Source organism: Ensifer sp. Root423, assembly GCF_001426275.1.
GTDB classification, from domain to species: Bacteria; Pseudomonadota; Alphaproteobacteria; order Rhizobiales; family Rhizobiaceae; genus Ensifer; species Ensifer adhaerens.
In genome coordinates, this window is sequence record NZ_LMEG01000006.1 from 115,524 (window position 1) to 136,449 (window position 20,926).

Genomic DNA, 20,926 nt, shown 5'->3' on the forward strand with positions numbered 1-20,926 from the left:
AAGATGACCCGCGAAACCACAATCAACCTGCTTCTCGCCCTGCTGCTTCTCGGTGCGCCGATACTGGCTGCAAGCTTGGGCGAACCCTTCTACGTGACGCTCGCAACCCGCATCGTCGTGCTGGCGCTTGCCGCCGTCGGCCTCAATATGGCGCTCGGGCTTGGTGGGCTGCTCTCTTTCGGGCATGCGGCCTTTTTCGGCCTCGGCGGTTATGTCGCCGGCATCCTCGCCACGCACGCCTTCAATGCCGAACCGCTCTTTGCCGGCATTCCGGCGACGACATCCATGCCGCTGATCTGGGTCGTCGCCGTCGCGGTCGCCGGGCTCATCGCGTTGCCGATCGGTGCGATCAGCCTGCGCACCTCAGGCGTCTATTTCATCATGATCACGCTCGCCTTCGCGCAGATGATCTACTACTTCGCGATCTCCTGGCCGGCCTATGGCGGCGAGGACGGCCTGTCGCTGTCGATGCGCAACGCCTTTCCCGGCGTCAACACGGCCAAGCCCCTGCCCTATTTCCTGATCTGCTACGCGGCACTGATGGCGGCGCTGCTTCTGTTTCGCGTGGTCGAGGGTTCACGCTTCGGCAGCGCCCTGCAGGCGGCGAGACAGAACGGTACCCGCCTTGCCGCAGTCGGCATCGCACCTTTCAACATCCGCCTCGTCTCCTTCGCCATCTCCGCGATGATCACCGGATTTGCCGGCGCGCTCTATGCCGACCTCAATCGCTTCGTCGGTCCCTCTATGCTCTCCTGGCACATGTCGGGTGAACTGATCGTGCTGATCATCCTCGGCGGCAAAGGTCGACTGTTCGGCCCGGTTGCCGGCGCGATGATCTTCGTCTTCTTCGAATATGTGCTCGGCGGCATCACCGAGCGCTGGCAGTTCTTCCTCGGCCTCATCCTGCTCGGCATCGTGCTGTTTGCCCGCGGCGGTCTGCTGGGTCTCCTCTCCGGAAAGCCGCGCCATGTCTGAGCCCGTTCTCGAAATCCGCGACCTCAGAAAATCCTTCGGCGCCCTCAAGGCGACGGATGGCGTCAGCCTCGAGCTTCACCCGGGGCAGATCCATGCGCTGATTGGCCCGAACGGCGCCGGCAAGAGCACGCTGATCCACCAGATCGCCGGATCGCTCAAGGCCGACAGCGGCACGATCCGTTTTCTCGGCCAGGATATCGGCGGCCTCGATATGGCCGCCCGCGCAAGGCTCGGCCTTGCCCGTAGCTTCCAGATCTCCTCGCTGGCGCAGGAATTCTCGGCTCTTCGCAACGTCATGCTGGCGGTGCAGGCGCGCCACGGCAGCAGCTTCCACTTCTTTCGCCAGGTCAGCAACGACAAGGAACTGACCGAACCGGCGATGGCGATGCTGGAGCGCGTCGATCTTGCTGCGCGTGCCCACGTGCCGGCGGCCGAACTCTCGCACGGCGAACGCCGGCAACTCGAAATCGCCATCGCGCTGGCGCTGTCGCCGAAAGTCTTTCTGTTCGACGAGCCCATGGCCGGCATGGGACCGGAGGGCTCCAAGCGGCTGACTTCGTTCCTTGATGGGCTGCGTCACGAAGCGCCAATGCTCTTGGTGGAGCACGACATGGATGCGGTCTTTGCGCTGGCGGATCGCATCTCCGTGCTGGTCTACGGCCGCATCATCGCGTCAGGCACAGTCGATGAAATCCGCAGCGATCCGGATGTGCGCCGGGCCTATCTGGGAGAAGCCGCGTGAGCCTGCTCGAACTCAAAGGTCTCGAAACCTTCTACGGCGCATCCCAAGCGCTCTTCGGCGTCAACCTCGATGTGCGCGAGGGCGAGGTCGTCGCGCTCATGGGCCGCAACGGCATGGGCAAGACGACGACGATCAACTCAATCCTCGGGCTCGTGCGCCCGCGTTCAGGCGCCATCTCCTTTGCCGGCAAGACCATCTCCGGCCTGCGCCCGCACCGGATTGCAAGGCTCGGCCTCGGTCTCGTTCCTGAAGGACGGCGCTGCTTTCCCAATCTCACCGTCATGGAGAACCTCGTCGCCACAGCTCGCGGCAAGGAATGGACCTTCGAGAAAGTGACCGCGCTCTTCCCTCGCCTCGGCGAGCGGCGCGATCAGTATGCCAACACGCTTTCGGGCGGGGAGCAGCAGATGCTTGCGATCGGCCGGGCCTTGATGACCAATCCCAGCCTGCTCATTCTCGACGAGGCAACGGAAGGGCTGGCGCCGGTCATTCGCCAGGATATCTGGTCGGCGATCCGCACTCTGAAGGCGGCAGGGCAGTCGATCCTCGTCGTCGACAAGACACTTTCGGAACTCCTGCCCGTTGCCGACCGCTGCTTCGTCCTGGAAAAGGGCGCGACCGTGTTCGAGGGAGCGCCGCTTGCGCTGACGCCAGAACTCCAGGATCGCTATCTCGGCGTTTGATCGGTCGCTCAGGCCGAGGGAATGCCACCGCCGAGCACTGTGGAATAGGCAGCCGCGTCGATGTTTCCGCCCGAGACCACGCAGACGATGTTTCCCTTGAGATCCGGTCGCGCGATTGCGGCGGCAAGCGAGGCAGCACCCGCGCCTTCGGCAACGATCTTCGCCTTCTTGAAGAGAATCCGCATCGCTTCGGTCACCTGCCCCGGGCTGACCGCAATCGCCCCATCGATCAGGTCACCGACCACCGGCCAGATCTGAGGCACCAGCGACGGCGCGCCGATGCTCTTGATAAAGGAGGGGCGGGTTTCGATCGTCACGATTTGGCCAGCGACCAGGGCCGCCGAAACAGGGGCGGCGCTGTCATCTTCAACCGCAAAGACACGGCAGCGGTCGGAAGCGGCCTTGATAGCGCTGGCCACCCCGGTGGTCATGCTGCCGCCGCCATACGGGGTAAGCACGACGTCGACATCGGGCAGATCCTCGATGATCTCCACACCGATGGAGCCGTTCCCGGCCAGCACCGCCTGATCGGTCACCGGATTGATCAGCAGTTCCGGCGCATCCGGATGATCGGCGCCAGTGATGTAGTCCCACCAGGTCTCGGCACTGACGAACCGTACTTCTCCGCCGAGCGCACGCACACCGTCGATCTTGGTCTGGGGTGCGCCGCGATACATGTAGGCAACCATCGGCACACCGATGAGGCGTGCCGCCCAGGCCATGCCATAGGCCATATTGCCGGAACTGGTGACTGCGACGCCGCTTTCGAGTTCGGCCGGATCGCGCGACAACACAGCGTTCAAGGCGGGACGGAGCTTGAACGCGCCAATTGGCGACAGCGTCTCCAGTTTCAGGAATATCTGACGGTCCGGAAACCCAAGATCGAGCCTGACGAGCGGTGTGCGCGCGAAATGCGGCGCGATGCGTTTACGAGCATCGGCGATTTCCTCCGGGGTCGGGCGGTGTGGCGCGATCATTGCTTAAATCCCCCGTTAGCCGTCCTCTCGCCTCCAGGCACAATGGCTCTGAACGAATCCGCTGCGGGGCGGCATCGGTATGTGTCTGAACAAGAGGCAACGGGCGAAATACCGCCCGCTGCTCTTTGGTGCCATCAATCAGGTTACGGCCGCACGGACCGCGAAGCGCGCATCCTGCCATGCACCGGTGCTGAGGATGTCCTCCAGGATTTCGACCGCCTGCCAGACGTCGGCGTAGCTCACATAGAGCGGCGTGAAGCCGAAGCGCATCGTCGTCGGCGCGCGGAAATCACCGATAACGCCACGGGCAATCAGCGCCTGCATGATTTCGTAAGCGTGCGGGTGTTTGAACGACACCTGGCTTCCGCGCTTGGTTCCGTCGCGCGGGCTTTCGAGCGCCAGACCGTGGGCACCGCATTTCGCCTCAACGAGCGCGATGAAGAGATCCGTGAGCTGGATGCTCTTTTCGCGCAGCGCTTTCATGTCGACCTCGTCCCAGACGTCGAGCGCGCCCTTTAGCGCCCGCAGCGACAGGATCGGCTGTGTTCCGCAAAGGAAACGGCGGATGCCCTCACCGGCAGCATAGTGCTTCTCGAAGGCGAAGGGACGGGCGTGTCCCCACCAGCCGGTGAGCGGCTGGCGGATATCGCCGTGGTGACGGGTGGCTGCATAGATGAAGGCGGGGGCTCCGGGGCCACCGTTCAGGTACTTGTAGGTGCAGCCGACCGCGAAATCGACATTGGCGCCGTCAAGATCGACTGGCAACGCGCCGGCCGTATGGCAGAGGTCCCAGATGACCAGTGCGCCATGTTCGTGCGCCTTGCGGGTCAGGGCCGCCATATCGCGCAGCTCGCCGGACTTGTAGTTGACGTGGTTGACCAGAACGACGGCGACGCTGCCATCGATCAGGTCCTCGATCTCGGGCGCATCGACCCCTTCGAGCCTGAGCGAGGCGCCCGGACGCGTCGAGACCACGCCTTCGGCCATGTAGAGATCGGTCGGGAAACTGCCGCCTTCGCTGACGATCACCGACCGATCGGGCCGCAAGGCCATGGCCGCATGGAGGGCTTTGTAGATGTTGATCGACGTGGTGTCGCAGACGACGGTTTGGCCGGCGGCCGCCCCGATCAGCCGCCCGACCCGGTCGCCGAGCGTCAGCGGCATCTCGAACCAGCCGGCCGTATTCCAGCTGCGGATGAGGTCCTGCCCCCATTCTTCGGTCGCGGCCTTGCGAAGCTCGTCGAAGGCGGCGGTCGAGGCAACGCCGAGCGAGTTGCCGTCGAGATAGATGAGACCCGGCGGCAGGATGAAACGCTCGCGCATCGGGCTGAGCACATCGGCCACATCCATGGCCTTTATCGCGGCAAGATCAGGAACTGCATTCATGAAGGTGGTCCTCATTTATTCGCGAACCGTTTCGCGGGCGGGCGCAGGGCCGCGGCTTCGCTTGAGGCTCGGAAGAGCCAGCATGGCCAGAACGAAGAGGCCGGTCGCAAGTTTCAGGTCCGGCGGTGGCATGCCGGCGGCCAGGCAGAAGGAGACGAGCTGGTAGTAGACGATCGCACCTACGAACGGCGCAGCGAGCTGGCGCGCCACGCTCTGCTTGCCGACGATCGCCTCGCCGATCATCAGCGCCGCAAGGCCGTTGATCAGGATGCCGAGGCCCATGTTGACGTCAGCAAAGCCCTGTGACTGCACCATCAGCGCGCCGCCTGCCGCCGAAAACGCACCCGCAAGCCCAACGCCACCGATCGTCGCCATCCAGACATTGATCCCTTGAGCTTCAGCCATATCGGGATTGGCGCCGACGGCGCGAACGGCCGTGCCTTTCTCCGTGCGGAAGAAGTGGTAGAGCAGGACGAAGACGATGAGTGCGATCAGGCCCGCGACGACGATCTTGCTTGCGGGGAAGCCCGGCTGCAGCCCCGGCGCCCAGTCGAACACCGTTGGCGCACCGAAGACTGAGAGGTTCGAGCGCCCCATGATCCTGAGGTTGATCGAATAAAGCATCGTCATCATCAGGATGCCGGCGAGCAGCGTGTGGATCCGGAACCGCAGATGGATGAAGGCCGTGCAGCAGCCGGCAACGAATCCGGCGAGAAGTGCGATGGCGATCGCGGCGAGCGGCGACATGCCCGCCGCCATCAGCACACCGCAGACGCAGCCGCCGAGCGGAAACGCACCCTCGCTGGTCAGATCCGGGAAGCTCAACATGCGGAACGGGATCATGATCCCGAGCACGACGAAGGCGAGGATCAGGCTCTGCGCGAGCGTGACGGGAACGAGCGAGACGAAGCTCGCGAAGGTATTTTGAAGAATATCCATGATCGTCAGCTCGCCAGGAACATGCGGTCGGTTTTGACGGAGAAGTGGCCGATCAGATCCGGCACGGTCGTCTGCGCCTTTTCCTTGCCGTCGATTTCGAGACGGACGCGCCCGGCGTCGAGCATGATGACCTTGTGACCGAAATCCACCGCGTGCTGCATGTTGTGCGTCACCATCAGCGTTGTCAGCTTCAGGGCTTCGACCGCGCGGATCGTCGCCTGCATGACGATATCGGCGGTGCGCGGATCAAGCGCTGCGGTGTGTTCGTCGAGCAGCAGCAGTTCCGGCTCGCCGCCGACCGCCATGATCAAGGACAGCGATTGCCGCTGGCCGCCGGAAAGCAGCTCCACCCGTGTGTCGAGGCGGTTTTCAAGGCCGAGCCCGAGCAGCGACAGGCGTTCCCTGTAGGTGGCGAGCCGCGTCGCGTTCAGGCCGCGCCGCAGGGTGCGTTTGTTGCTGCGCAATTCGGCAAGCAGCATGTTTTCGGCCACCGTCATCGAGGCAGCGGTGCCGCGCATCGGGTCCTGGAACACGCGGGCAAGCCGCATCGCGCGCTTGTGTACGGGCGTTGCGGTCACGTCGTCGCCATTGATGACGATCTGGCCGCTATCGAGCACCAATGCGCCCGAAATGGCGTTGAGCATGCTGCTCTTGCCGGCGCCGTTGGAACCGATGACGACGCCAAATTCGCCCGTGGCAAGGCTGAGATTGAGGCCGTCGAGCGCGACTTTTTCATCCGCCTGCCCCTTGTAGAAAACTTTGCGGGCCGATCTGATTTCCAGCATTGGCTCCCCCTTAACTTATGAGATGACGGCGCTCGGGGCGCCGTCACTGAAGAGACAAGACGGAGATCAATCGACCACGCAGTTGCATTCGGTCGCGAGCGCTGCCGGCACTTCGATGCCGAAGGCAGCGGCAGCCTTCTTCGAGATCAGCGGCGCGTGATCCTCATAGGCCGGGCGCGACGGCGCGATCGTCTTCGGGTCTGCACCTTTGAGGATCTGAGCAGCGATCTTGCCGGCATTGACGCCGACCTGCTCATAGTTGACCGCAAAGCTTGCCGGTACGACGCCGTCACGCACTGCACCGTCGTCGGAGTTTACGATCGGGATCTGCGCCTGGCGCGCGGCTGCCGACACAGCACCGATCGCCGGCTGCAGCAGGTTCGATGCGGGCGTATAGATCACGTCGGCCTTGCCCGCGAAGGAGGCGATGCGCTGCTGGATGTCGTTGACATTGTCGACGCCGACCTCCACGACCTCGAAGCCTGCGTCAGGCGCTGCTTCCTTGATCTTGTCGAGCAGGGCCTGGTCGTTCGCCTCACCCGGATTATAGGGCACGCCAAAGCGCTTCGCGTTCGGCAGCAGCTTGTGGGTGAAGGCCATGACGGCGGCCACGTCCTGAAGGTCGGTCGCACCGGTCATGCCGTCGTCACCGGCCTCCCAAGACGGAACGAGCTTGGCGGCCACCGGATCGGTAACGGCGGAGAAGACGACCGGAATGCCGGAGCCGGCGAGCGCCTTCTTGGCGATCTGCGAGACGGGCGTGGTGATCGTGTAGACCAGTTTCGGCTGTTCGGCCTGCAGCTTGGCGATCATCTGCGGCACCAGCGAGGCGTCGAAATTGGTGTGGCTCTCGGTGTAGACGACGTCCTTGCCTTCGACGAAGCCGTTTTCGGCCAGCGCCTTCTTGAAGCCGGCGATCGATGCGTTCAATTGCGGATGCTCGCCAAAATTGGCGATGCCGATGCGGATCGGATCAGCGGCCGCTGCTCCCAGTCCCCATGCCATTGCACCGGCGACAACCAATCCCGAAAGCCACGTGCTCTTAAGCCTGCCCATACATCCCTCCCAGAATTTGACGAGCGTTACCGCCCTCCTCGGCGGCTTGCGCGGATCATGGAACCGCTCCGGCCTCTTGTCAAATTAATATATATATTTTCACATGAGGCGCAGAACTATATATATTTGTATCGACCCGGTGTGGGCGCTAAGGGAACCTGATGCAAGACCACGAACAGTCGACCAAAACGGAATCGGCATACCGGTTGCTGCGCCGCGACATTCTTTCGACGCGGCTGAAGCCGGGCGCGCCGATGAAGCTGAGCACGCTGCGCGAAAGCTACGGGATCGGCTGGACGCCGCTACGCGAGGCTCTGTCGCGGCTGGAGGCAGAAGGGCTGGTGACCGCCATCAGTAATCGCGGCTTTGCTGTTGCTCCGGTGTCACGCGAGGAACTCGACGACCTCACCCGCGCCCGCCTTGCCGTCGAAATGCCGCTGCTCATCGAGTCGATCGAGAACGGCGACAGCGCCTGGGAATCCGCCGTCGTCATGGCACACTACCGGCTGTCGCGCTGCAAGGTTTCCGTCGAGCGTTTCTCCGAGAGCGAAGTCGACGAGTGGGACGAGAAGCATGCCGGGTTTCATACGGCTTTGATCAGCGCTGCGAGGTCGCGCTGGCTCACGCGCTTTCAGGCGACGATCTCCGACCAGCTTCGCCGTCACCACCGCTTCCTAAGTCTGGCGCCGACGATTAGGGCCGCCGCCGGTATGAGCGCAGGCTACGAGGAGGCCGTTTCGGCGCTTGAGGACGCGATGGCGATCGAGCACCATACCGAGCTGATGGAGGCAGCACTCGATCGCGATATCGAGCGTGCCCGCACCCTGATGGCCGAGCACATCGGCTTTACCGTCAACGTCTATGTCCAGTCCGAGGATGGCGGTCGCGCGTCGCCGCTGCTCGCCCAGTCGGTACCTGGGCTTGCGTCCAAATGACGGCCCGTGACAACCTGTCCAAGACCTGCTTACCTCTCTAAAAGCAGAAAAACGAAAGAGCCGCTGATTTGCGGCCAAGGGTTGGAAGCGGACGTTGGGAATGATGGGTGAAGACAAGTTCGACACCTCGCCGGAATGGGTCGATGGCGAGACCAAGGCGCTCGAGGCTCCGGGCGATCACCGTGCAGAGCTCAGGCTATGGCTGCGTCTCTTGACCTGTTCGACACTTGTCGAAAGCGAAATCCGTCGGCGGTTGCGGGAAGAATTCGATTCGACCTTGCCGCGTTTCGACCTGATGGCCCAGCTCGAGCGTGCGCCTGACGGCATGGTGCTTGGCGAAGTCTCCAAGCGCATGATGGTCTCCCCCGGCAACATCACGGTGCTGGTGGAACGGCTGACCGAGAGCGGCCACATCAGCCGCACGACGCTTCCGACCGATCGGCGTGTCCAGATCATCGCGCTTACCCCCTTCGGCCGCGCCGAATTCGAGAAGATGGCAGCAAGCCATGCCGACTGGATCTCGGATCTGTTTGCCGGCCTTCCGGCCAAGGAAGGCGGCGTGCTGATGGATGAGCTTGCCACACTCAAGCGGTCGATCATCGCCTCGCTCGCGCGAAATTCCTGAGTTCACGGCGCTTCTGCCTACAACTGCCTTACTTTCTGCCGCACCGGCCTCGAAGCGATGCGACGCCGCTCGGCCGCGCTGCGAGCGCCCGGCGTCGGCTTCCCATCTGCCCAAAACAATTTTAAGCTTGAAATTTCTCCTGAACGAGTCCACCCTGCTTGCAACAGTCCAGCATGGCCACTTGTGCCAGCTCGACGGTGACGCGCAGCCGGAACTCGGGAGGAGAACGACATGCGGATCGTCTGTATCGGTGGCGGGCCTGCCGGCCTTTATTTTGCGCTGCTGATGAAGCGGCAGCATCCGGAGCATCACGTCACCGTCGTCGAACGGAACCGCCCCTTTGACACATTCGGCTGGGGCGTCGTCTTTTCGGACGCGACCATGCAGTCGATGCGGCAATGGGACCCGGAGACCGCCGAGGCGATCGAGGTTTCCTTCAACCATTGGGACGACATCGAGCTGGTCTTCAAGGGCCGCAAGATCCGCACGACCGGCCACGGCTTCGTTGGCATCGGCCGCAAGAAGATGCTCAACATCCTCCAGGAACGCTGCCTCGAACTCGGCGTCGAACTGCTGTTCGAGCAGGACGTGGAAAGCGACGAGCAGTTCGCCGACGCCGATCTGATCATCGCCTCCGACGGCGTCAACTCAAGGATCCGCAACAAATACGCCGACATCTTCAAGCCGGACATGGTGATCCGGCCGAACCGCTATGTCTGGCTCGGCACGGACAAGAAGTTCGACGCCTTCACCTTCGACTTCCAGCGCACCGAGCATGGCTGGTTCCAGGCGCATATCTACCGCTTCGACGAGAACACCTCGACCTTCATTGTTGAGACCACCGACGACGTCTTCCGCGCCCATGGCCTCGACCAGATGGACCAGGACCAGTCGATCGCGTTCTGCGAAAAGCTTTTTGAAGGCACGCTCGACGGCCACAAGCTGATGACCAATGCGCGGCACTTGCGCGGCTCCGCCTGGCTGAACTTCGGCCGGCTGATCTGCGAAAAGTGGAGCCATTTCAACGGCCACAGCCATGTCGTGTTGATGGGCGACAGTGCCCACACGGCCCATTTCGCCATCGGCTCGGGCACCAAGCTTGCGATCGATGACGCGATCGAGCTCACCCGCCAGTTCGATATTCTGGGCCACGACAACGCAAACATTCCCGCCGTGCTGTCGGCTTACGAAGAGGCGCGCCGCGTCGATGTCGCCCGCATCCAGAATGCGGCCCGCAATGCGATGGAATGGTTCGAAGTGGTCGGCACGCGCTATGCCGACACGCTGGAGCCCGAACAGTTCATGTATTCGATGCTGACCCGCTCGCAGCGCATCAGCCACGAGAACCTTCGCCTGCGCGACAAGGACTGGCTCGAAGGCTTCGAGCGCTGGTTTGCCGAACGCGCCGGTGTGGCGCCGACGGCGAACGGGGCGGTTCCGCCGCCGATGTTTACGCCGTTCAAGCTCCGCGGCCTGACGCTGAAGAACCGCATCGTGGTTTCGCCGATGGCGATGTATTCGGCAGCCGACGGCGTGCCGAACGATTTTCATCTCGTTCATCTCGGCGCGCGCGCCATGGGCGGTGCGGCGCTCGTCTTCCCGGAAATGACCTGTGTGTCGGCCGATGCCCGCATCACGCCCGGATGTCTGGGGCTCTGGAGCGACGAGCAGGCCCAGGCCTTCAAGCGCATCGTCGATTTCGTACACCAGCAGACCCCCGCCAAGATCGGCATCCAGCTCGGCCATGCCGGCCGCAAGGGCGCGACAAAGGTCGCCTGGGAGGGGATCGATCAGCCCTTGGCCGAAGGCGGCTGGCCACTCATCTCCGCGTCCGCCCTGCCCTACCTCAAGCATTCGGACATGCCGCGCGAAATGACGCGGGAGGATATGGACCGGGTCGTCACCGATTTCGTGCGGGCCACCGAACGGGCCCGTGACCTCGGTTTCGATATCCTCGAACTGCACGTCGCGCACGGCTACCTGCTGTCGAGCTTCCTGTCGCCGCTTACCAATCTGCGCACCGACGACTATGGCGGCGATCACGCCGCCCGCGCCCGCTTCCCGCTCGAAGTGTTCCACGCAGTGCGTAAAGTCTGGCCCGAGGACCGGCCGATGTCGGTTCGCCTCTCAACCCATGACTGGCACGAGGGCGGCAACACGCCCGAGGACGCGGCAATTTTCGCCCGCCTGTTCAAGGAGGCGGGCGCCGACATGATCGACTGCTCGTCCGGCCAGGTGGTGAAAGAAGAAAAACCGGTCTATGGCCGCCTGTTCCAGACGCCATTTTCCGATAAGATCCGCAACGAGATCCAGGTTCCGACCATTGCGGTCGGGGCGATTTCCGAGGCCGACCACGCCAATTCGATCATCGCAGCCGGTCGAGCCGATCTCTGCGCGATTGCCCGCCCGCATCTGGCCGATCCGTCCTTCGTGATGCACGAGGCGGCAAAGATTGGCTATGACGGCGAGCCCTGGCCGAAACAGTACCATTCGGCTCGGGCCCAGTACGTGAACAACCTGGCGCGCGCCGCAACGACGGCAGGCAAGCCATGACAAGGCACGCCCTCGTCACAGGCGCCGGCAGCGGTATCGGCAAGGCGATTGCCCTTAGGCTCGCCGCCGACGGCCACATCGTCAGCCTCGCCGGTCGGCGCGCAGCACCGCTTGAAGCGGTACGGGGCGACATCCTTGCTGCCGGCGGACAGGCCTTTGTCCGTGACGGCTTCGATGTGACCAACCCGCAGGCCGTCGAGCAAGGTATCACGGCTGCGATCGCTGAAGCCGGAGAGATTGCCGTTCTCGTCAACTGCGCCGGCGAAGCGCCCTCGGCGCCGTTCGAAAAGACCGACTTCGCGCTTTGGCAGCGGGTGCTTTCCATCAACCTGACCGGCGTCTATCTGGTGACGCAGGCAGCGCTTGCCTCCGTGCGGCGGGCCGGCAACGGCCGGATCGTCAACGTTGCGAGCACCGCGGGCCTGACCGGCTATGCTTATGTTTCGGCCTATTGCGCGTCGAAGCACGGCGTCATCGGCTTGACGAGGGCGCTGGCGCTTGAGCTTGCGCGCACCGACGTCACCGTCAATGCCGTCTGCCCCGGCTTCACCGACACGCCGCTGATCGACGGCGCGCTCGATACGATCAGCGAAAAGACCGGCCGTTCGCGCGAGGAAGCGCGCGCCAGCCTTGCTCGCTCCAACCCGCAGGGACGCCTGGTGACGCCGGAAGAAGTCGCCCACACGGTCTCGTGGCTCGTGTCGGAAAAGGCGACGGCAATCACTGGTCAGGCGATCGCTGTCGCCGGCGGCGAAGTTCTTGGAGGATAGAGATGACAAACCCGATGCAGGCCAAGAAGCGCGCCTTCAAAGACCACAAGGCCAAGCACTTCCTGTTCGAAACGGATGCTGACGGACGCGTCGCCACGATCACCCTCAACCGTCCGGAAAAGAAGAACCCGCTGACCTTCGAAAGCTACGAGGAACTTTGCGATCTTTTCCGCTCGCTTGCCCGCGCCGGCGACGTGCGCGCGGTCGTGCTGGCCGGCGCCGGTGACAACTTTTCATCCGGTGGCGACGTGTTCGAGATCATCGAGCCGCTGACGCGTATGCCGATGCCCGATCTTCTGGATTTTACCCGCATGACCGGCGAACTGGTCCGCCAGATCCGCGCCTGCCCGCAGCCGGTCATAGCAGCCGTCGACGGCATCTGCGCCGGCGCCGGTGCCATTTTGGCCATGGCCTCGGACTTCCGTGTGGCAACACCCGAGGCGAAGACGGCCTTTCTCTTTACCCGCGTCGGGCTGGCCGGCGCCGACATGGGCGCCTGCGGCATTCTTCCCCGCATCATCGGCCAGGGCCGCGCCGCCGAACTGCTCTTCACCGGCCGCGTCATGACCGCGACGGAAGGCCACGCCTGGGGCTTCTACAATGCTCTGCACGAGCGTCCATCGCTGCTTGCCGAAGCCCAGAAATTTGCACGCAGTATCGCCGACGGCCCCTGGTTTGCCCATGCGATGACCAAGAAGATGCTCGATCAGGAATGGGCGATGGGTATCGACCAACTGATCGAATCGGAAGCCCAGGCGCAAGCGATCTGCATGGCGACCGGCGACTTCCGCCGCGCCTTCGAGGCCTTTGCCGCCAAGGCGAAGCCTGAATTCAAGGGGAACTGAGCATGAGCTCCCATGGCACGACCTTGCGCCCACCTTCCCGCGATCATCTCGACTGGCCGTTCTACGATGACAGCCACCGTGCGCTCGCTGCGGAACTCGACGCCTTCGTGGCTCGTGGCGGCCTCGGCGAGATCGATCACGCTGATGTCGATGCCGCCTGCAAGCAGCTGGTCGCGGCACTCGGTACTGCAGGCGTGCTTCGCCATTGCGTGCCAAAGGCGTTCGGCGGTGTTAGCGACGAGATCGACAGCCGGTCGCTCTGCCTCATCCGCGAAACGCTCGCCTACACAGACGGGCTTGCCGACTTTGCCTTCGCCATGCAGGGCCTCGGGACGGGTGCGATCAGCCTGTCCGGCTCCGAGGCGTTGAAACACGCCGTCCTGCCCAAGGTCGCCCGCGGCGAATGGATCTCCGCCTTTGCGCTTTCCGAACCCGAGGCCGGCTCGGATGTCGCGGCGATGGCGTGCGCTGCGCGCCGGGATGGCGATCATTTCGTACTCGACGGCGAAAAGACCTGGATCTCGAACGGCGGCATCGCCGACGTCTACACCGTCTTTGCCCGCACAGGCGAGGCGCCGGGTACGCGCGGCATTTCCGCCTTCGTGGTCTTCGCCGATACGCCGGGCTTTACCATCCCCGAGCGCATCGAGACGATTGCGCCGCATCCGCTCGCTCGCCTTCGTTTCGACAATTGCCGCATCCCGTTGTCGCAACTTCTGGGCGCGTCTGGCGAAGGCTTCAAGATCGCCATGCGCACCCTCGACATTTTCCGCCCGTCCGTGGCAGCCGCCGCGATCGGATTTGCCCGGCGCGCGCTTGACGAGGCGGTGGCCCACGCGAAGAGGCGCAGGATGTTCGGCGCGACCCTTGGCGATCTGCCGACGGCGCAAAGCACGCTTGGCGAGATGGCGACCGCTATCGACGCGGCAGCACTCCTGACCGGCCGCACGGCGTGGCAACGCGACGTGCAGAAACGACCAACGACGCGCGAAGCGGCGATGGCCAAGATGACCGCGACCGAGAACGCGCAATGGGTCATCGACCAGGCGCTGCAGCTCTTTGGCGGCCGCGGCGTGCGCGTCGGCGAGATCACCGAGCGGCTCTATCGCGAGATCCGCGCGCTCAGAATCTACGAGGGCGCGACCGAGGTTCAAAAGCTCATCATCGGCCGCGAGCTGATGAAGGGCACGGGACGATAACAAGGGGTGTCGAACATGCATGGTTCGAAGGCGTCATTCGACTGGCAGGACCCGTTCAACCTGGATCAGCAGTTGAGCGAAGAAGAACGCATGGTGCGCCAGACCGCTGCGCGCTATGCCGAAGACCGTCTGGCTCCGCGCGTCCAGGAGGCATTCCGCCACGAGAAAACCGATCCGTCGATCTTTGCCGAGATGGGCGAACTCGGCCTGCTCGGTCCGATGGTGTCGGAGGAATACCGGGGCGCCGGCCTCAACTACGTTTCCTACGGCCTGATCGCCCGTGAGGTCGAACGCATCGACAGCGGCTACCGCTCGATGATGAGCGTGCAGTCTTCGCTCGTCATCGTGCCGATCTATACCTTCGGCAGTGAAGCGCAGAAGCGCAAATACCTGCCAGGACTGATTGCCGGCACCAAGATCGGCTGCTTTGGCCTGACCGAGCCAGACCACGGTTCTGATCCCGGATCGATGATCACCAAGGCCGCCAAGGTCGATGGCGGCTATCTGCTGTCCGGTTCAAAGACATGGATCTCCAATGCGCCGATCGCCGACGTGTTCGTCGTCTGGGCAAAGACATCAGATGGCGCCATCCGCGGCTTCATCCTCGAAAAGGGGTGGAAGGGTCTCAGCGCGCCGGCGATCCACGGCAAGGTGGGCTTAAGGGCATCGATCACCGGCCAGATCGTCATGGACGAGGTCTTCGTGCCGGACGAAAACATGCTGCCCGAGGTGACAGGACTGAAGGGCCCCTTCACCTGCCTCAACTCCGCGCGCTTCGGCATCGCCTGGGGCGCCCTTGGTGCAGCCGAGTCCTGCTATGACACGGCGCGGCAATACGTGATCGACCGCAAGCAGTTCGGCCGGCCGCTTGCCGCCAACCAGCTGATCCAGAAGAAGCTTGCGGACATGGCAACCGAAATCGCCCTTGGCCTGCAGGGCTGCCTGCGCCTCGGGCGCATGAAGGATGAAGGCAATCCGCCGGTCGAACTGACCTCGATCCTCAAGCGCAACTCCTGCGGCAAAGCGTTGGAAATCGCCAGAACTGCGCGCGACATGCTCGGCGGCAACGGTATTTCGGACGAATTTCCGGTGGCCCGCCACCTCGTCAATCTGGAAGTGGTCAACACCTATGAGGGTACGCACGACATCCATGCGCTGATCCTCGGCCGTGCCATCACTGGCATTGCCGCCTTTGCGAACTGAGGTCGGCATCGATGTTCAGGACCACGAGACCACTGCGGTTCGGAGACTGCGACCCCTCGGGGATCGCCTACTTCCCGTCCTATCTCAATATTCTTGTCGGGGTGACGGAGGACTTCTTCGCCTCGCTCGGCTTTCCCTGGAAAGCCATGAACGACGAGCGGCGGATCGGCGTGCCGACGGTGCGCCTCGATCTCACCTTCTCTCGACCGGGCTTCCAGGGCGACGATCTGGATTTCGCGCTGGTGGTGCGCGGCATTGGCCGCTCATCGCTCGACATGGAGCACACGGTCTCGGCGAGAGGCACCGTGCTCTGGACAGCAAAACAGCGGGTCGTTGCCACCTCACTCGACAATCACGCTTCTTGTGCCTGGCCGGACGATATCCGCGCCGCGCTGACACAACATCTGGAGACGACCGATGCACACCATCCTGCAACCTGAAGGCTGGGCTAAGCCCATCGGCTATGCCAACGGCGTCTCGGCCAAAGGCCGCACCGTCTTCATCGGCGGCCAAATCGGCTGGAACGCGCAGTCCGAATTCGAGACCGACGATTTCGTCGAGCAGGTGCGCCAGACGCTGAAGAACGTGGTCGCAGTGCTTGCGGCCGGCGGCGCCGAGCCGCAGCACATCACCACCATGACCTGGTACTTCACCGACAAGCAGGAATATGTCGGCAATCTGCGCGGCATCGGTCAGGCCTATCGCGACATCATCGGCCGGCATTTCCCGGCCATGGCTGCGATGCAGGTCGTCTCGCTCGTCGAAGACCGCGCCAAGATCGAGATCCAGGCAACGGCCGTCGTCCCCGATTGAGGTTTGGCAGCATGGCCGAGATCCGATTTTCCGAAAGCGTTTCCGCCCGACTTGAAGGTGGCGTTCTCCTCGTTACCATCGACAACGCGCCCGTCAACGCGCTCTCCGCGCATGTCCGTTCCGGCCTGATGGCGGCGCTTGACCATGTTGCCGAACGGTCGACGATTGCGGGTCTCGTCATCACCGGCGCCGGCAATACCTTCATCGGCGGCGCGGATATCAGGGAGTTTGGCAAGCCGCCGGTCGACCCGCTGCTTCCCGAAGTGATCGAGCGCATCGAGACCTTCGACAAGCCGGTTGCCGCAGCCGTCAACGGCGCCGCCCTTGGCGGCGGCTGCGAGGTGGCGCTTGCCTGCCACGGCCGGATTGCCGGCGAGAAGGTGTCGTTCGGCCTGCCCGAGGTAAAGCTCGGGCTTGTCCCGGGTGCTGGCGGGACGCAGCGCTTGCCACGCCTGATCGGCACGGTCATGGCGATCGATCTCATCGGAACCGGCCGTGCCGTGAAGGCCGCCGAAGCTGTGGCGCTTGGGCTTGCCGACAGCATTGCCGGCGATCCTGTCGCTGTTGCTCTGGCTTTCGTTCAAGAGCAAGCTGGCAAGCCGCTCCGTCGGACCGGCATGATCGCCGTCCCGCCTGCGCACGTCAAAGCCGTCGGCGCGGTGGAAGCGAAGGTTCTGGCAAAGGCCCGCGGCCAGGTTGCCCCCGCCGAGGCAATCCGCCTCGTTAAGGCAGCCGGTGAACTCGACCTGAAGCAAGGACTGGCTGAGGAACGCGCGACTTTCCTGCGCCTGCGGGATTCGGTCGAGTCAGCGGCCCTCAGGCATGTGTTTTTTGCGGAGCGCGCCGCCGGCAAGGTCGAAGGGCTCGACAAGGTTTCGCCTCGGCCGATCGCGATCGTCGGTGTCGTGGGCACCGGGCTGATGGGGTCCGGCATCGCGGTCTCCGCCTTGATCTCCGGCTACCGCGTGGTCGCCTTGGAGCAGACGGAAGAAGCCGCAGCCGGCGGACGGGCACGCATTGCCGAGACGCTCGACAAGACCGTGCGGGCTGGACGATTGACTGCTGATGAACGCGACGAATGCCTCGCGCGGCTGCAGACCACCGCAGAAGCCGTTGAGCTCGCGAAAGCTGACCTCGTCATCGAAGCGGTGTTCGACGACCTCCAGGTCAAGACGGAGTTGTTTCAGAAGCTCGACGGCATCGTCGCACCGGGCGCCATCCTCGCGACGAACACCAGCTACCTCGATCCCGATGCGATCGCGGCGGCGACGGTCGATCCATCACGGGTGGTGGGCCTGCATTTCTTTTCGCCCGCCAACGTGATGCGGCTCGTCGAAGTCGTTGATTGCGCCAAGACCGCGCCGGACGTCCTGGCGACGGCGCTTGCCTTCGTCAAACGCCTCGGCAAGCTGCCGGTCGTAACCGGGGTCACCGAAGGCTTCATCGGCAACCGCATTTTCTCGGCCTATCGCCGCGAGGCGGAGTTCATGCTGGAAGATGGGGCACTCCCGCAGGAGATCGACGCCGCGCTCGAGGCCTATGGCTTTCCGATGGGCATCTTCGCCGTCAACGACATGGCCGGACTGGAGATTGCCTGGGCACGACGCAAGCGACAGGCGGCAACACGCGATCCTGCCGCACGCTATGTCGAAGTCGCCGACAGGCTCTGCGAGGCCGGCCGTCTCGGCCGCAAGAGTGGCCGCGGCTGGTACGCCTATCCCGATGGTGAGCGCACCGTTGATCCCGACGTCACGGCGATGATCGAAACGGCGCGGGCAGCCAAGCGCATCACGCCGCGCGCCTTTAAATCCGATGAGATCATGAACCGGCTTCTGAACGCCATGTGCGACGAAGGCAAGGCGCTGCTCGCCGAAGGCATCGCCGCACGTCCCGGCGACATCGATCTCGTGATGATCAACGGCTACGGATTTCCCGCGCACAAGGGCGGGCCGATGTTTGCAGCCGGGCAAAGCAAAGGATAAATCTCATGGCTGAAGCCTACATCGTCGGCGGCGTGCGCACCCCCATCGGCCGCTACGGCGGAGCACTCTCGAGCGCCCGCCCGGACGATCTTGCGGCCCATGTGATCCGCGAGGCGCTGGCGCGTGTTTCGTCCATTCCGGCCGAAGCGATCGACGAGGTCGTACTTGGCTGCGCCAACCAGGCGGGTGAGGACAATCGCAACGTCGCCCGCATGGCCGCCTTGCTCGCCGGGCTACCGGAGACGGTCGCCGGAACGACGATCAACCGGCTCTGTGGTTCCGGGCTCGATGCAGTCGGTTATGCCGCTCGCGCAATCCGGCTGGGGGAGGCCGAAATCATGGTCGCCGGCGGCGTCGAAAGCATGTCGCGTGCGCCCTTCGTCATGCCGAAGGCCGAAAGCCCGTTCCAGCGCAGCACCGAGATCCACGACACGACGATCGGCTGGCGCTTCATCAACACGGCCATGAAAGACCGATACGGCATCGACTCAATGCCGGAGACCGCCGAAAACGTCGCCGCCGAATTTTCCATCTCCCGCAAAGATCAGGACGCCTTTGCACTGCGCAGCCAGGCGCGCGCGGCAGTTGCGCAAAAGAGCGGGCGTCTCGCCCGCGAGATCGCCGCCTACGCGATCAAGGGACGCAAGGGCGAGACGACCCACGTCGAACACGACGAACATCCGCGCGAGACGACGCTCGAAAAGCTTGCGAGCCTGCCGACGCCCTTCCGCGCCAATGGCACGGTAACCGCGGGCAACGCATCGGGCGTCAACGACGGCGCGGCCGCGCTCATTCTCGCCTCAGCCGGCGCGGTCGAGCGCTACGGACTTCAGCCCTTGGCCCGCGTCGACGGCATGGCAACGGCCGGTGTTGCCCCACGCATCATGGGCATCGGACCGGTCTTTTCCACGCACAAGCTCCTAGAACGTTTTGGTCTCGGCATCGGCGACATCGATGTCGTCGAGTTGAACGAGGCCTTTGCAGCGCAGGCGCTCGCCGGCATGCGGCAACTGGGGCTTGCCGACGATGCGCCCCGTGTCAATCCGAACGGCGGCGCCATCGCGCTCGGCCATCCGCTCGGCATGTCCGGTGCACGCCTGGCGTTGACCGCCGCGTTGGAGCTCGAAGCGCAGGGTGCCAAGCGTGCGATCGCCACCATGTGCATCGGCGTCGGACAGGGCATCTCGATGCTGTTGACACGGCCGTAGCGGCTGCACCCTTCGTGCCGTCAGCCGAAGGCCGCTCAAGACAATGAGAAAGCTGGGCTTGCTACTCAGCTCATGGGACTGAGACCGAGCCGCAAGCGGCTCGGTCTTCAAGCTTATTTTCCACCCCAGGCGGCGGGATAGTCCGGCAGCTTCTCGCAGCCGCACATGGCGTGATGCAGCGGGGGCATCTTGGCGTCGACATATTGATCGAGCGTTTCTGCCGTGATCGCCGGCTGCGGCATTACCCATTCCGGACCCGGCACCGCCTCGCCCTGCAGCACCTTCACTGCCGCGATGATTGGCGTGCGCCATTGGTAGGTCGGATAGGTCGGGGCTATCGCCTTGAAGCCTTCCGACTTCCACTTGACCAGGAAGTCCTGCTGGTCCTCGCCGGTAATGATCGGGGGCGGCAGGCCCGCATCCTCGAAGGCTTCGAGGGCTGCAACTGCTGTGGCACCAGCGTCCATCCAGATCGCGTCGATTTTGCCGCGTTGCAGGTAGTCTTCGACGATCGACTTGGTCTTGGCATTGTCGCCCTCGGTGAATTCCTCGCCGATGACGTTCAGCCCTGTCTCCTTGAAAATGCGCTTGGCCGCGGACGCGCGGGTCTCGAGCACATCGACACCCGGTACGATGCGCAGCATCAGGACGTCGGCGCCCGCGGGTGCCGTGGCCGCCACGAACTCGCCTGCCTGGATACCGAAGCCGTAACCACCCACCGGATGGATGAAGGTGACCGGGCATTTGGTGTTGACGCCGCGGTCAAAGACGATCACCGGAAGCTTCGCACAAGCCTTCTCGACTGCAGGCGTCAAGGCTGCCGTCGTATTCGGCGAGACAATCAGGGCGGAACATTTGCCGCCGTTGATGAGGTCGTCGATGTCAGCGATCTGCTTGTCGTCGGACCCTTCGGCATCGACGTGAATGAGCTCCTTGATTTCCGGATGGAGCTTTACTTCGGCCTGCATGTTCGTCCAGCCGGTTACCCGCCAGGCATTGTTCACGCCGGCGTTCGAAAAGCAGATCGTGTAGGGACCTGGCTTCTTGTACTTTGCGGTGTCGGCCATCTGGTCGCCGTAGTACTGCTCCCAAGGCTCCCCTTCCGGACCATTGGCCTTGGCCGTCAGCAGCGTCCGCTGTCTGTCGAACTCGGCAGTATCGTCGAAGTTCAGCTGTTGGCTATGCGCCGTGCCGGCGACGAGCGCAGCCGAAAGTGCGGCGGTCAGCAATTTTTTCATGTCTCACTCCCA

Annotated in this window: 20 protein-coding genes; 14 read left to right on the forward strand and 6 right to left on the reverse strand. The window is 63.7% G+C overall.

Features of this window, described 5'->3' with window-relative positions:
* Positions 1–3: 3 nt before the first annotated feature.
* From ASD01_RS09090 to ASD01_RS09100, 3 genes are read left to right on the forward strand one after another with little or no spacing between them, the layout of a single operon-like run.
* Complete coding sequence (locus ASD01_RS09090; protein ID WP_060643850.1) at positions 4–975, forward strand: branched-chain amino acid ABC transporter permease; 972 nt, start codon at positions 4–6, stop codon at positions 973–975.
* On the forward strand, positions 968–1,717 hold the full coding sequence (locus tag ASD01_RS09095) for an ABC transporter ATP-binding protein (RefSeq protein WP_060643851.1): 750 nt from the start codon (positions 968–970) through the stop codon (positions 1,715–1,717). The genes ASD01_RS09090 and ASD01_RS09095 overlap by 8 nt, the downstream gene beginning before the upstream one ends.
* Positions 1,714–2,400 carry an ABC transporter ATP-binding protein gene (locus ASD01_RS09100; protein WP_060643852.1) on the forward strand — a complete coding sequence of 229 codons (687 nt, stop codon included), beginning with the start codon at positions 1,714–1,716 and terminating at the stop codon, positions 2,398–2,400. The genes ASD01_RS09095 and ASD01_RS09100 overlap by 4 nt, the downstream gene beginning before the upstream one ends.
* An 8-nt stretch (positions 2,401–2,408) precedes the next feature.
* Here ASD01_RS09100 and ASD01_RS09105 read toward each other — a convergent pair whose 3' ends face one another.
* The 5 genes from ASD01_RS09105 to ASD01_RS09125 form a co-directional block, all read right to left on the reverse strand.
* Positions 2,409–3,377, reverse strand: coding sequence for a threonine ammonia-lyase (locus ASD01_RS09105; RefSeq protein WP_060643853.1), 969 nt, complete (start codon positions 3,375–3,377; stop codon positions 2,409–2,411).
* A 138-nt stretch (positions 3,378–3,515) separates the two neighbouring features.
* Positions 3,516–4,763, reverse strand: a complete 1,248-nt coding sequence (gene kynU, locus ASD01_RS09110; protein WP_060643891.1) for a kynureninase — start codon at positions 4,761–4,763, stop codon at positions 3,516–3,518.
* A gap of 15 nt (positions 4,764–4,778) precedes the next feature.
* Positions 4,779–5,702 (reverse strand): ABC transporter permease, encoded by a 924-nt coding sequence (locus ASD01_RS09115; RefSeq protein WP_034796270.1) that lies wholly within the window; start codon positions 5,700–5,702, stop codon positions 4,779–4,781.
* Between the two features lie 5 nt (positions 5,703–5,707).
* The gene (locus ASD01_RS09120; protein WP_034796269.1) at positions 5,708–6,487 is read right to left on the reverse strand and encodes an ABC transporter ATP-binding protein; all 780 of its coding nucleotides are present in this window, start codon (positions 6,485–6,487) and stop codon (positions 5,708–5,710) included.
* 66 nt (positions 6,488–6,553) lie between these two features.
* Positions 6,554–7,543 (reverse strand): ABC transporter substrate-binding protein, encoded by a 990-nt coding sequence (locus tag ASD01_RS09125; RefSeq protein WP_060643854.1) that lies wholly within the window; start codon positions 7,541–7,543, stop codon positions 6,554–6,556.
* Between the two features lie 161 nt (positions 7,544–7,704).
* Here ASD01_RS09125 and ASD01_RS09130 point away from each other — a divergent pair, with 161 nt between their 5' ends.
* The 11 genes from ASD01_RS09130 to pcaF all read left to right on the forward strand — a co-directional run bounded on the left by ASD01_RS09130 (position 7,705) and on the right by pcaF (position 19,676).
* Positions 7,705–8,478 carry a GntR family transcriptional regulator gene (locus ASD01_RS09130; protein ID WP_060643855.1) on the forward strand — a complete coding sequence of 258 codons (774 nt, stop codon included), beginning with the start codon at positions 7,705–7,707 and terminating at the stop codon, positions 8,476–8,478.
* Between the two features lie 100 nt (positions 8,479–8,578).
* Positions 8,579–9,103 carry a MarR family winged helix-turn-helix transcriptional regulator gene (locus ASD01_RS09135; protein WP_226020898.1) on the forward strand — a complete coding sequence of 175 codons (525 nt, stop codon included), beginning with the start codon at positions 8,579–8,581 and terminating at the stop codon, positions 9,101–9,103.
* Between the two features lie 231 nt (positions 9,104–9,334).
* A complete protein-coding gene (locus ASD01_RS09140) occupies positions 9,335–11,656 on the forward strand; it encodes a bifunctional salicylyl-CoA 5-hydroxylase/oxidoreductase (RefSeq protein ID WP_060643856.1) in 2,322 nt (773 codons plus the stop codon).
* On the forward strand, positions 11,653–12,426 hold the full coding sequence (locus ASD01_RS09145) for an SDR family NAD(P)-dependent oxidoreductase (protein ID WP_034796262.1): 774 nt from the start codon (positions 11,653–11,655) through the stop codon (positions 12,424–12,426). Before ASD01_RS09140 ends, ASD01_RS09145 begins: the two co-directional genes overlap by 4 nt.
* A gap of 2 nt (positions 12,427–12,428) precedes the next feature.
* Complete coding sequence (locus ASD01_RS09150; protein WP_060643857.1) at positions 12,429–13,271, forward strand: enoyl-CoA hydratase family protein; 843 nt, start codon at positions 12,429–12,431, stop codon at positions 13,269–13,271.
* 2 nt (positions 13,272–13,273) lie between these two features.
* Positions 13,274–14,470 carry an acyl-CoA dehydrogenase family protein gene (locus ASD01_RS09155; protein WP_060643858.1) on the forward strand — a complete coding sequence of 399 codons (1,197 nt, stop codon included), beginning with the start codon at positions 13,274–13,276 and terminating at the stop codon, positions 14,468–14,470.
* 15 nt (positions 14,471–14,485) lie between these two features.
* Positions 14,486–15,673 carry an acyl-CoA dehydrogenase gene (locus ASD01_RS09160; RefSeq protein ID WP_060643859.1) on the forward strand — a complete coding sequence of 396 codons (1,188 nt, stop codon included), beginning with the start codon at positions 14,486–14,488 and terminating at the stop codon, positions 15,671–15,673.
* An 11-nt stretch (positions 15,674–15,684) separates the two neighbouring features.
* On the forward strand, positions 15,685–16,113 hold the full coding sequence (locus ASD01_RS09165) for an acyl-CoA thioesterase (RefSeq protein WP_060643860.1): 429 nt from the start codon (positions 15,685–15,687) through the stop codon (positions 16,111–16,113).
* Entirely contained in the window at positions 16,091–16,486 is a 396-nt protein-coding gene (locus ASD01_RS09170) for a RidA family protein (protein WP_034796252.1), read from the forward strand. Before ASD01_RS09165 ends, ASD01_RS09170 begins: the two co-directional genes overlap by 23 nt.
* An 11-nt stretch (positions 16,487–16,497) precedes the next feature.
* On the forward strand, positions 16,498–18,468 hold the full coding sequence (locus tag ASD01_RS09175) for a 3-hydroxyacyl-CoA dehydrogenase NAD-binding domain-containing protein (RefSeq protein ID WP_060643861.1): 1,971 nt from the start codon (positions 16,498–16,500) through the stop codon (positions 18,466–18,468).
* Positions 18,469–18,473: 5 nt separating this feature from the next.
* Positions 18,474–19,676, forward strand: coding sequence for a 3-oxoadipyl-CoA thiolase (gene pcaF / locus ASD01_RS09180; RefSeq protein ID WP_060643862.1), 1,203 nt, complete (start codon positions 18,474–18,476; stop codon positions 19,674–19,676).
* A 113-nt stretch (positions 19,677–19,789) separates the two neighbouring features.
* On the opposite strand, the gene ASD01_RS09185 is transcribed toward pcaF, so the two are convergent.
* Complete coding sequence (locus ASD01_RS09185; RefSeq protein ID WP_060643863.1) at positions 19,790–20,914, reverse strand: substrate-binding domain-containing protein; 1,125 nt, start codon at positions 20,912–20,914, stop codon at positions 19,790–19,792.
* Positions 20,915–20,926: the final 12 nt, after the last annotated feature.

Excerpts from the sequence above, each read along its gene's own strand:
- ASD01_RS09090 (WP_060643850.1), top strand. The coding sequence starts at position 4 with ATGACCCGCGAAACCACAATCAACCTGCTTCTCGCCCTGCTGCTTCTC.
- ASD01_RS09095 (WP_060643851.1), top strand. The coding sequence starts at position 968 with ATGTCTGAGCCCGTTCTCGAAATCCGCGACCTCAGAAAATCCTTCGGC.
- ASD01_RS09105 (WP_060643853.1), bottom strand. The coding sequence starts at position 3,377 with ATGATCGCGCCACACCGCCCGACCCCGGAGGAAATCGCCGATGCTCGT.
- kynU (WP_060643891.1), bottom strand. The coding sequence starts at position 4,763 with ATGAATGCAGTTCCTGATCTTGCCGCGATAAAGGCCATGGATGTGGCC.
- ASD01_RS09115 (WP_034796270.1), bottom strand. The coding sequence starts at position 5,702 with ATGGATATTCTTCAAAATACCTTCGCGAGCTTCGTCTCGCTCGTTCCC.
- ASD01_RS09120 (WP_034796269.1), bottom strand. The coding sequence starts at position 6,487 with ATGCTGGAAATCAGATCGGCCCGCAAAGTTTTCTACAAGGGGCAGGCG.
- ASD01_RS09125 (WP_060643854.1), bottom strand. The coding sequence starts at position 7,543 with ATGGGCAGGCTTAAGAGCACGTGGCTTTCGGGATTGGTTGTCGCCGGT.
- ASD01_RS09130 (WP_060643855.1), top strand. The coding sequence starts at position 7,705 with ATGCAAGACCACGAACAGTCGACCAAAACGGAATCGGCATACCGGTTG.
- ASD01_RS09135 (WP_226020898.1), top strand. The coding sequence starts at position 8,579 with ATGATGGGTGAAGACAAGTTCGACACCTCGCCGGAATGGGTCGATGGC.
- ASD01_RS09140 (WP_060643856.1), top strand. The coding sequence starts at position 9,335 with ATGCGGATCGTCTGTATCGGTGGCGGGCCTGCCGGCCTTTATTTTGCG.
- ASD01_RS09145 (WP_034796262.1), top strand. The coding sequence starts at position 11,653 with ATGACAAGGCACGCCCTCGTCACAGGCGCCGGCAGCGGTATCGGCAAG.
- ASD01_RS09150 (WP_060643857.1), top strand. The coding sequence starts at position 12,429 with ATGACAAACCCGATGCAGGCCAAGAAGCGCGCCTTCAAAGACCACAAG.
- ASD01_RS09155 (WP_060643858.1), top strand. The coding sequence starts at position 13,274 with ATGAGCTCCCATGGCACGACCTTGCGCCCACCTTCCCGCGATCATCTC.
- ASD01_RS09160 (WP_060643859.1), top strand. The coding sequence starts at position 14,486 with ATGCATGGTTCGAAGGCGTCATTCGACTGGCAGGACCCGTTCAACCTG.
- ASD01_RS09165 (WP_060643860.1), top strand. The coding sequence starts at position 15,685 with ATGTTCAGGACCACGAGACCACTGCGGTTCGGAGACTGCGACCCCTCG.
- ASD01_RS09170 (WP_034796252.1), top strand. The coding sequence starts at position 16,091 with ATGCACACCATCCTGCAACCTGAAGGCTGGGCTAAGCCCATCGGCTAT.
- ASD01_RS09175 (WP_060643861.1), top strand. The coding sequence starts at position 16,498 with ATGGCCGAGATCCGATTTTCCGAAAGCGTTTCCGCCCGACTTGAAGGT.
- pcaF (WP_060643862.1), top strand. The coding sequence starts at position 18,474 with ATGGCTGAAGCCTACATCGTCGGCGGCGTGCGCACCCCCATCGGCCGC.
- ASD01_RS09185 (WP_060643863.1), bottom strand. The coding sequence starts at position 20,914 with ATGAAAAAATTGCTGACCGCCGCACTTTCGGCTGCGCTCGTCGCCGGC.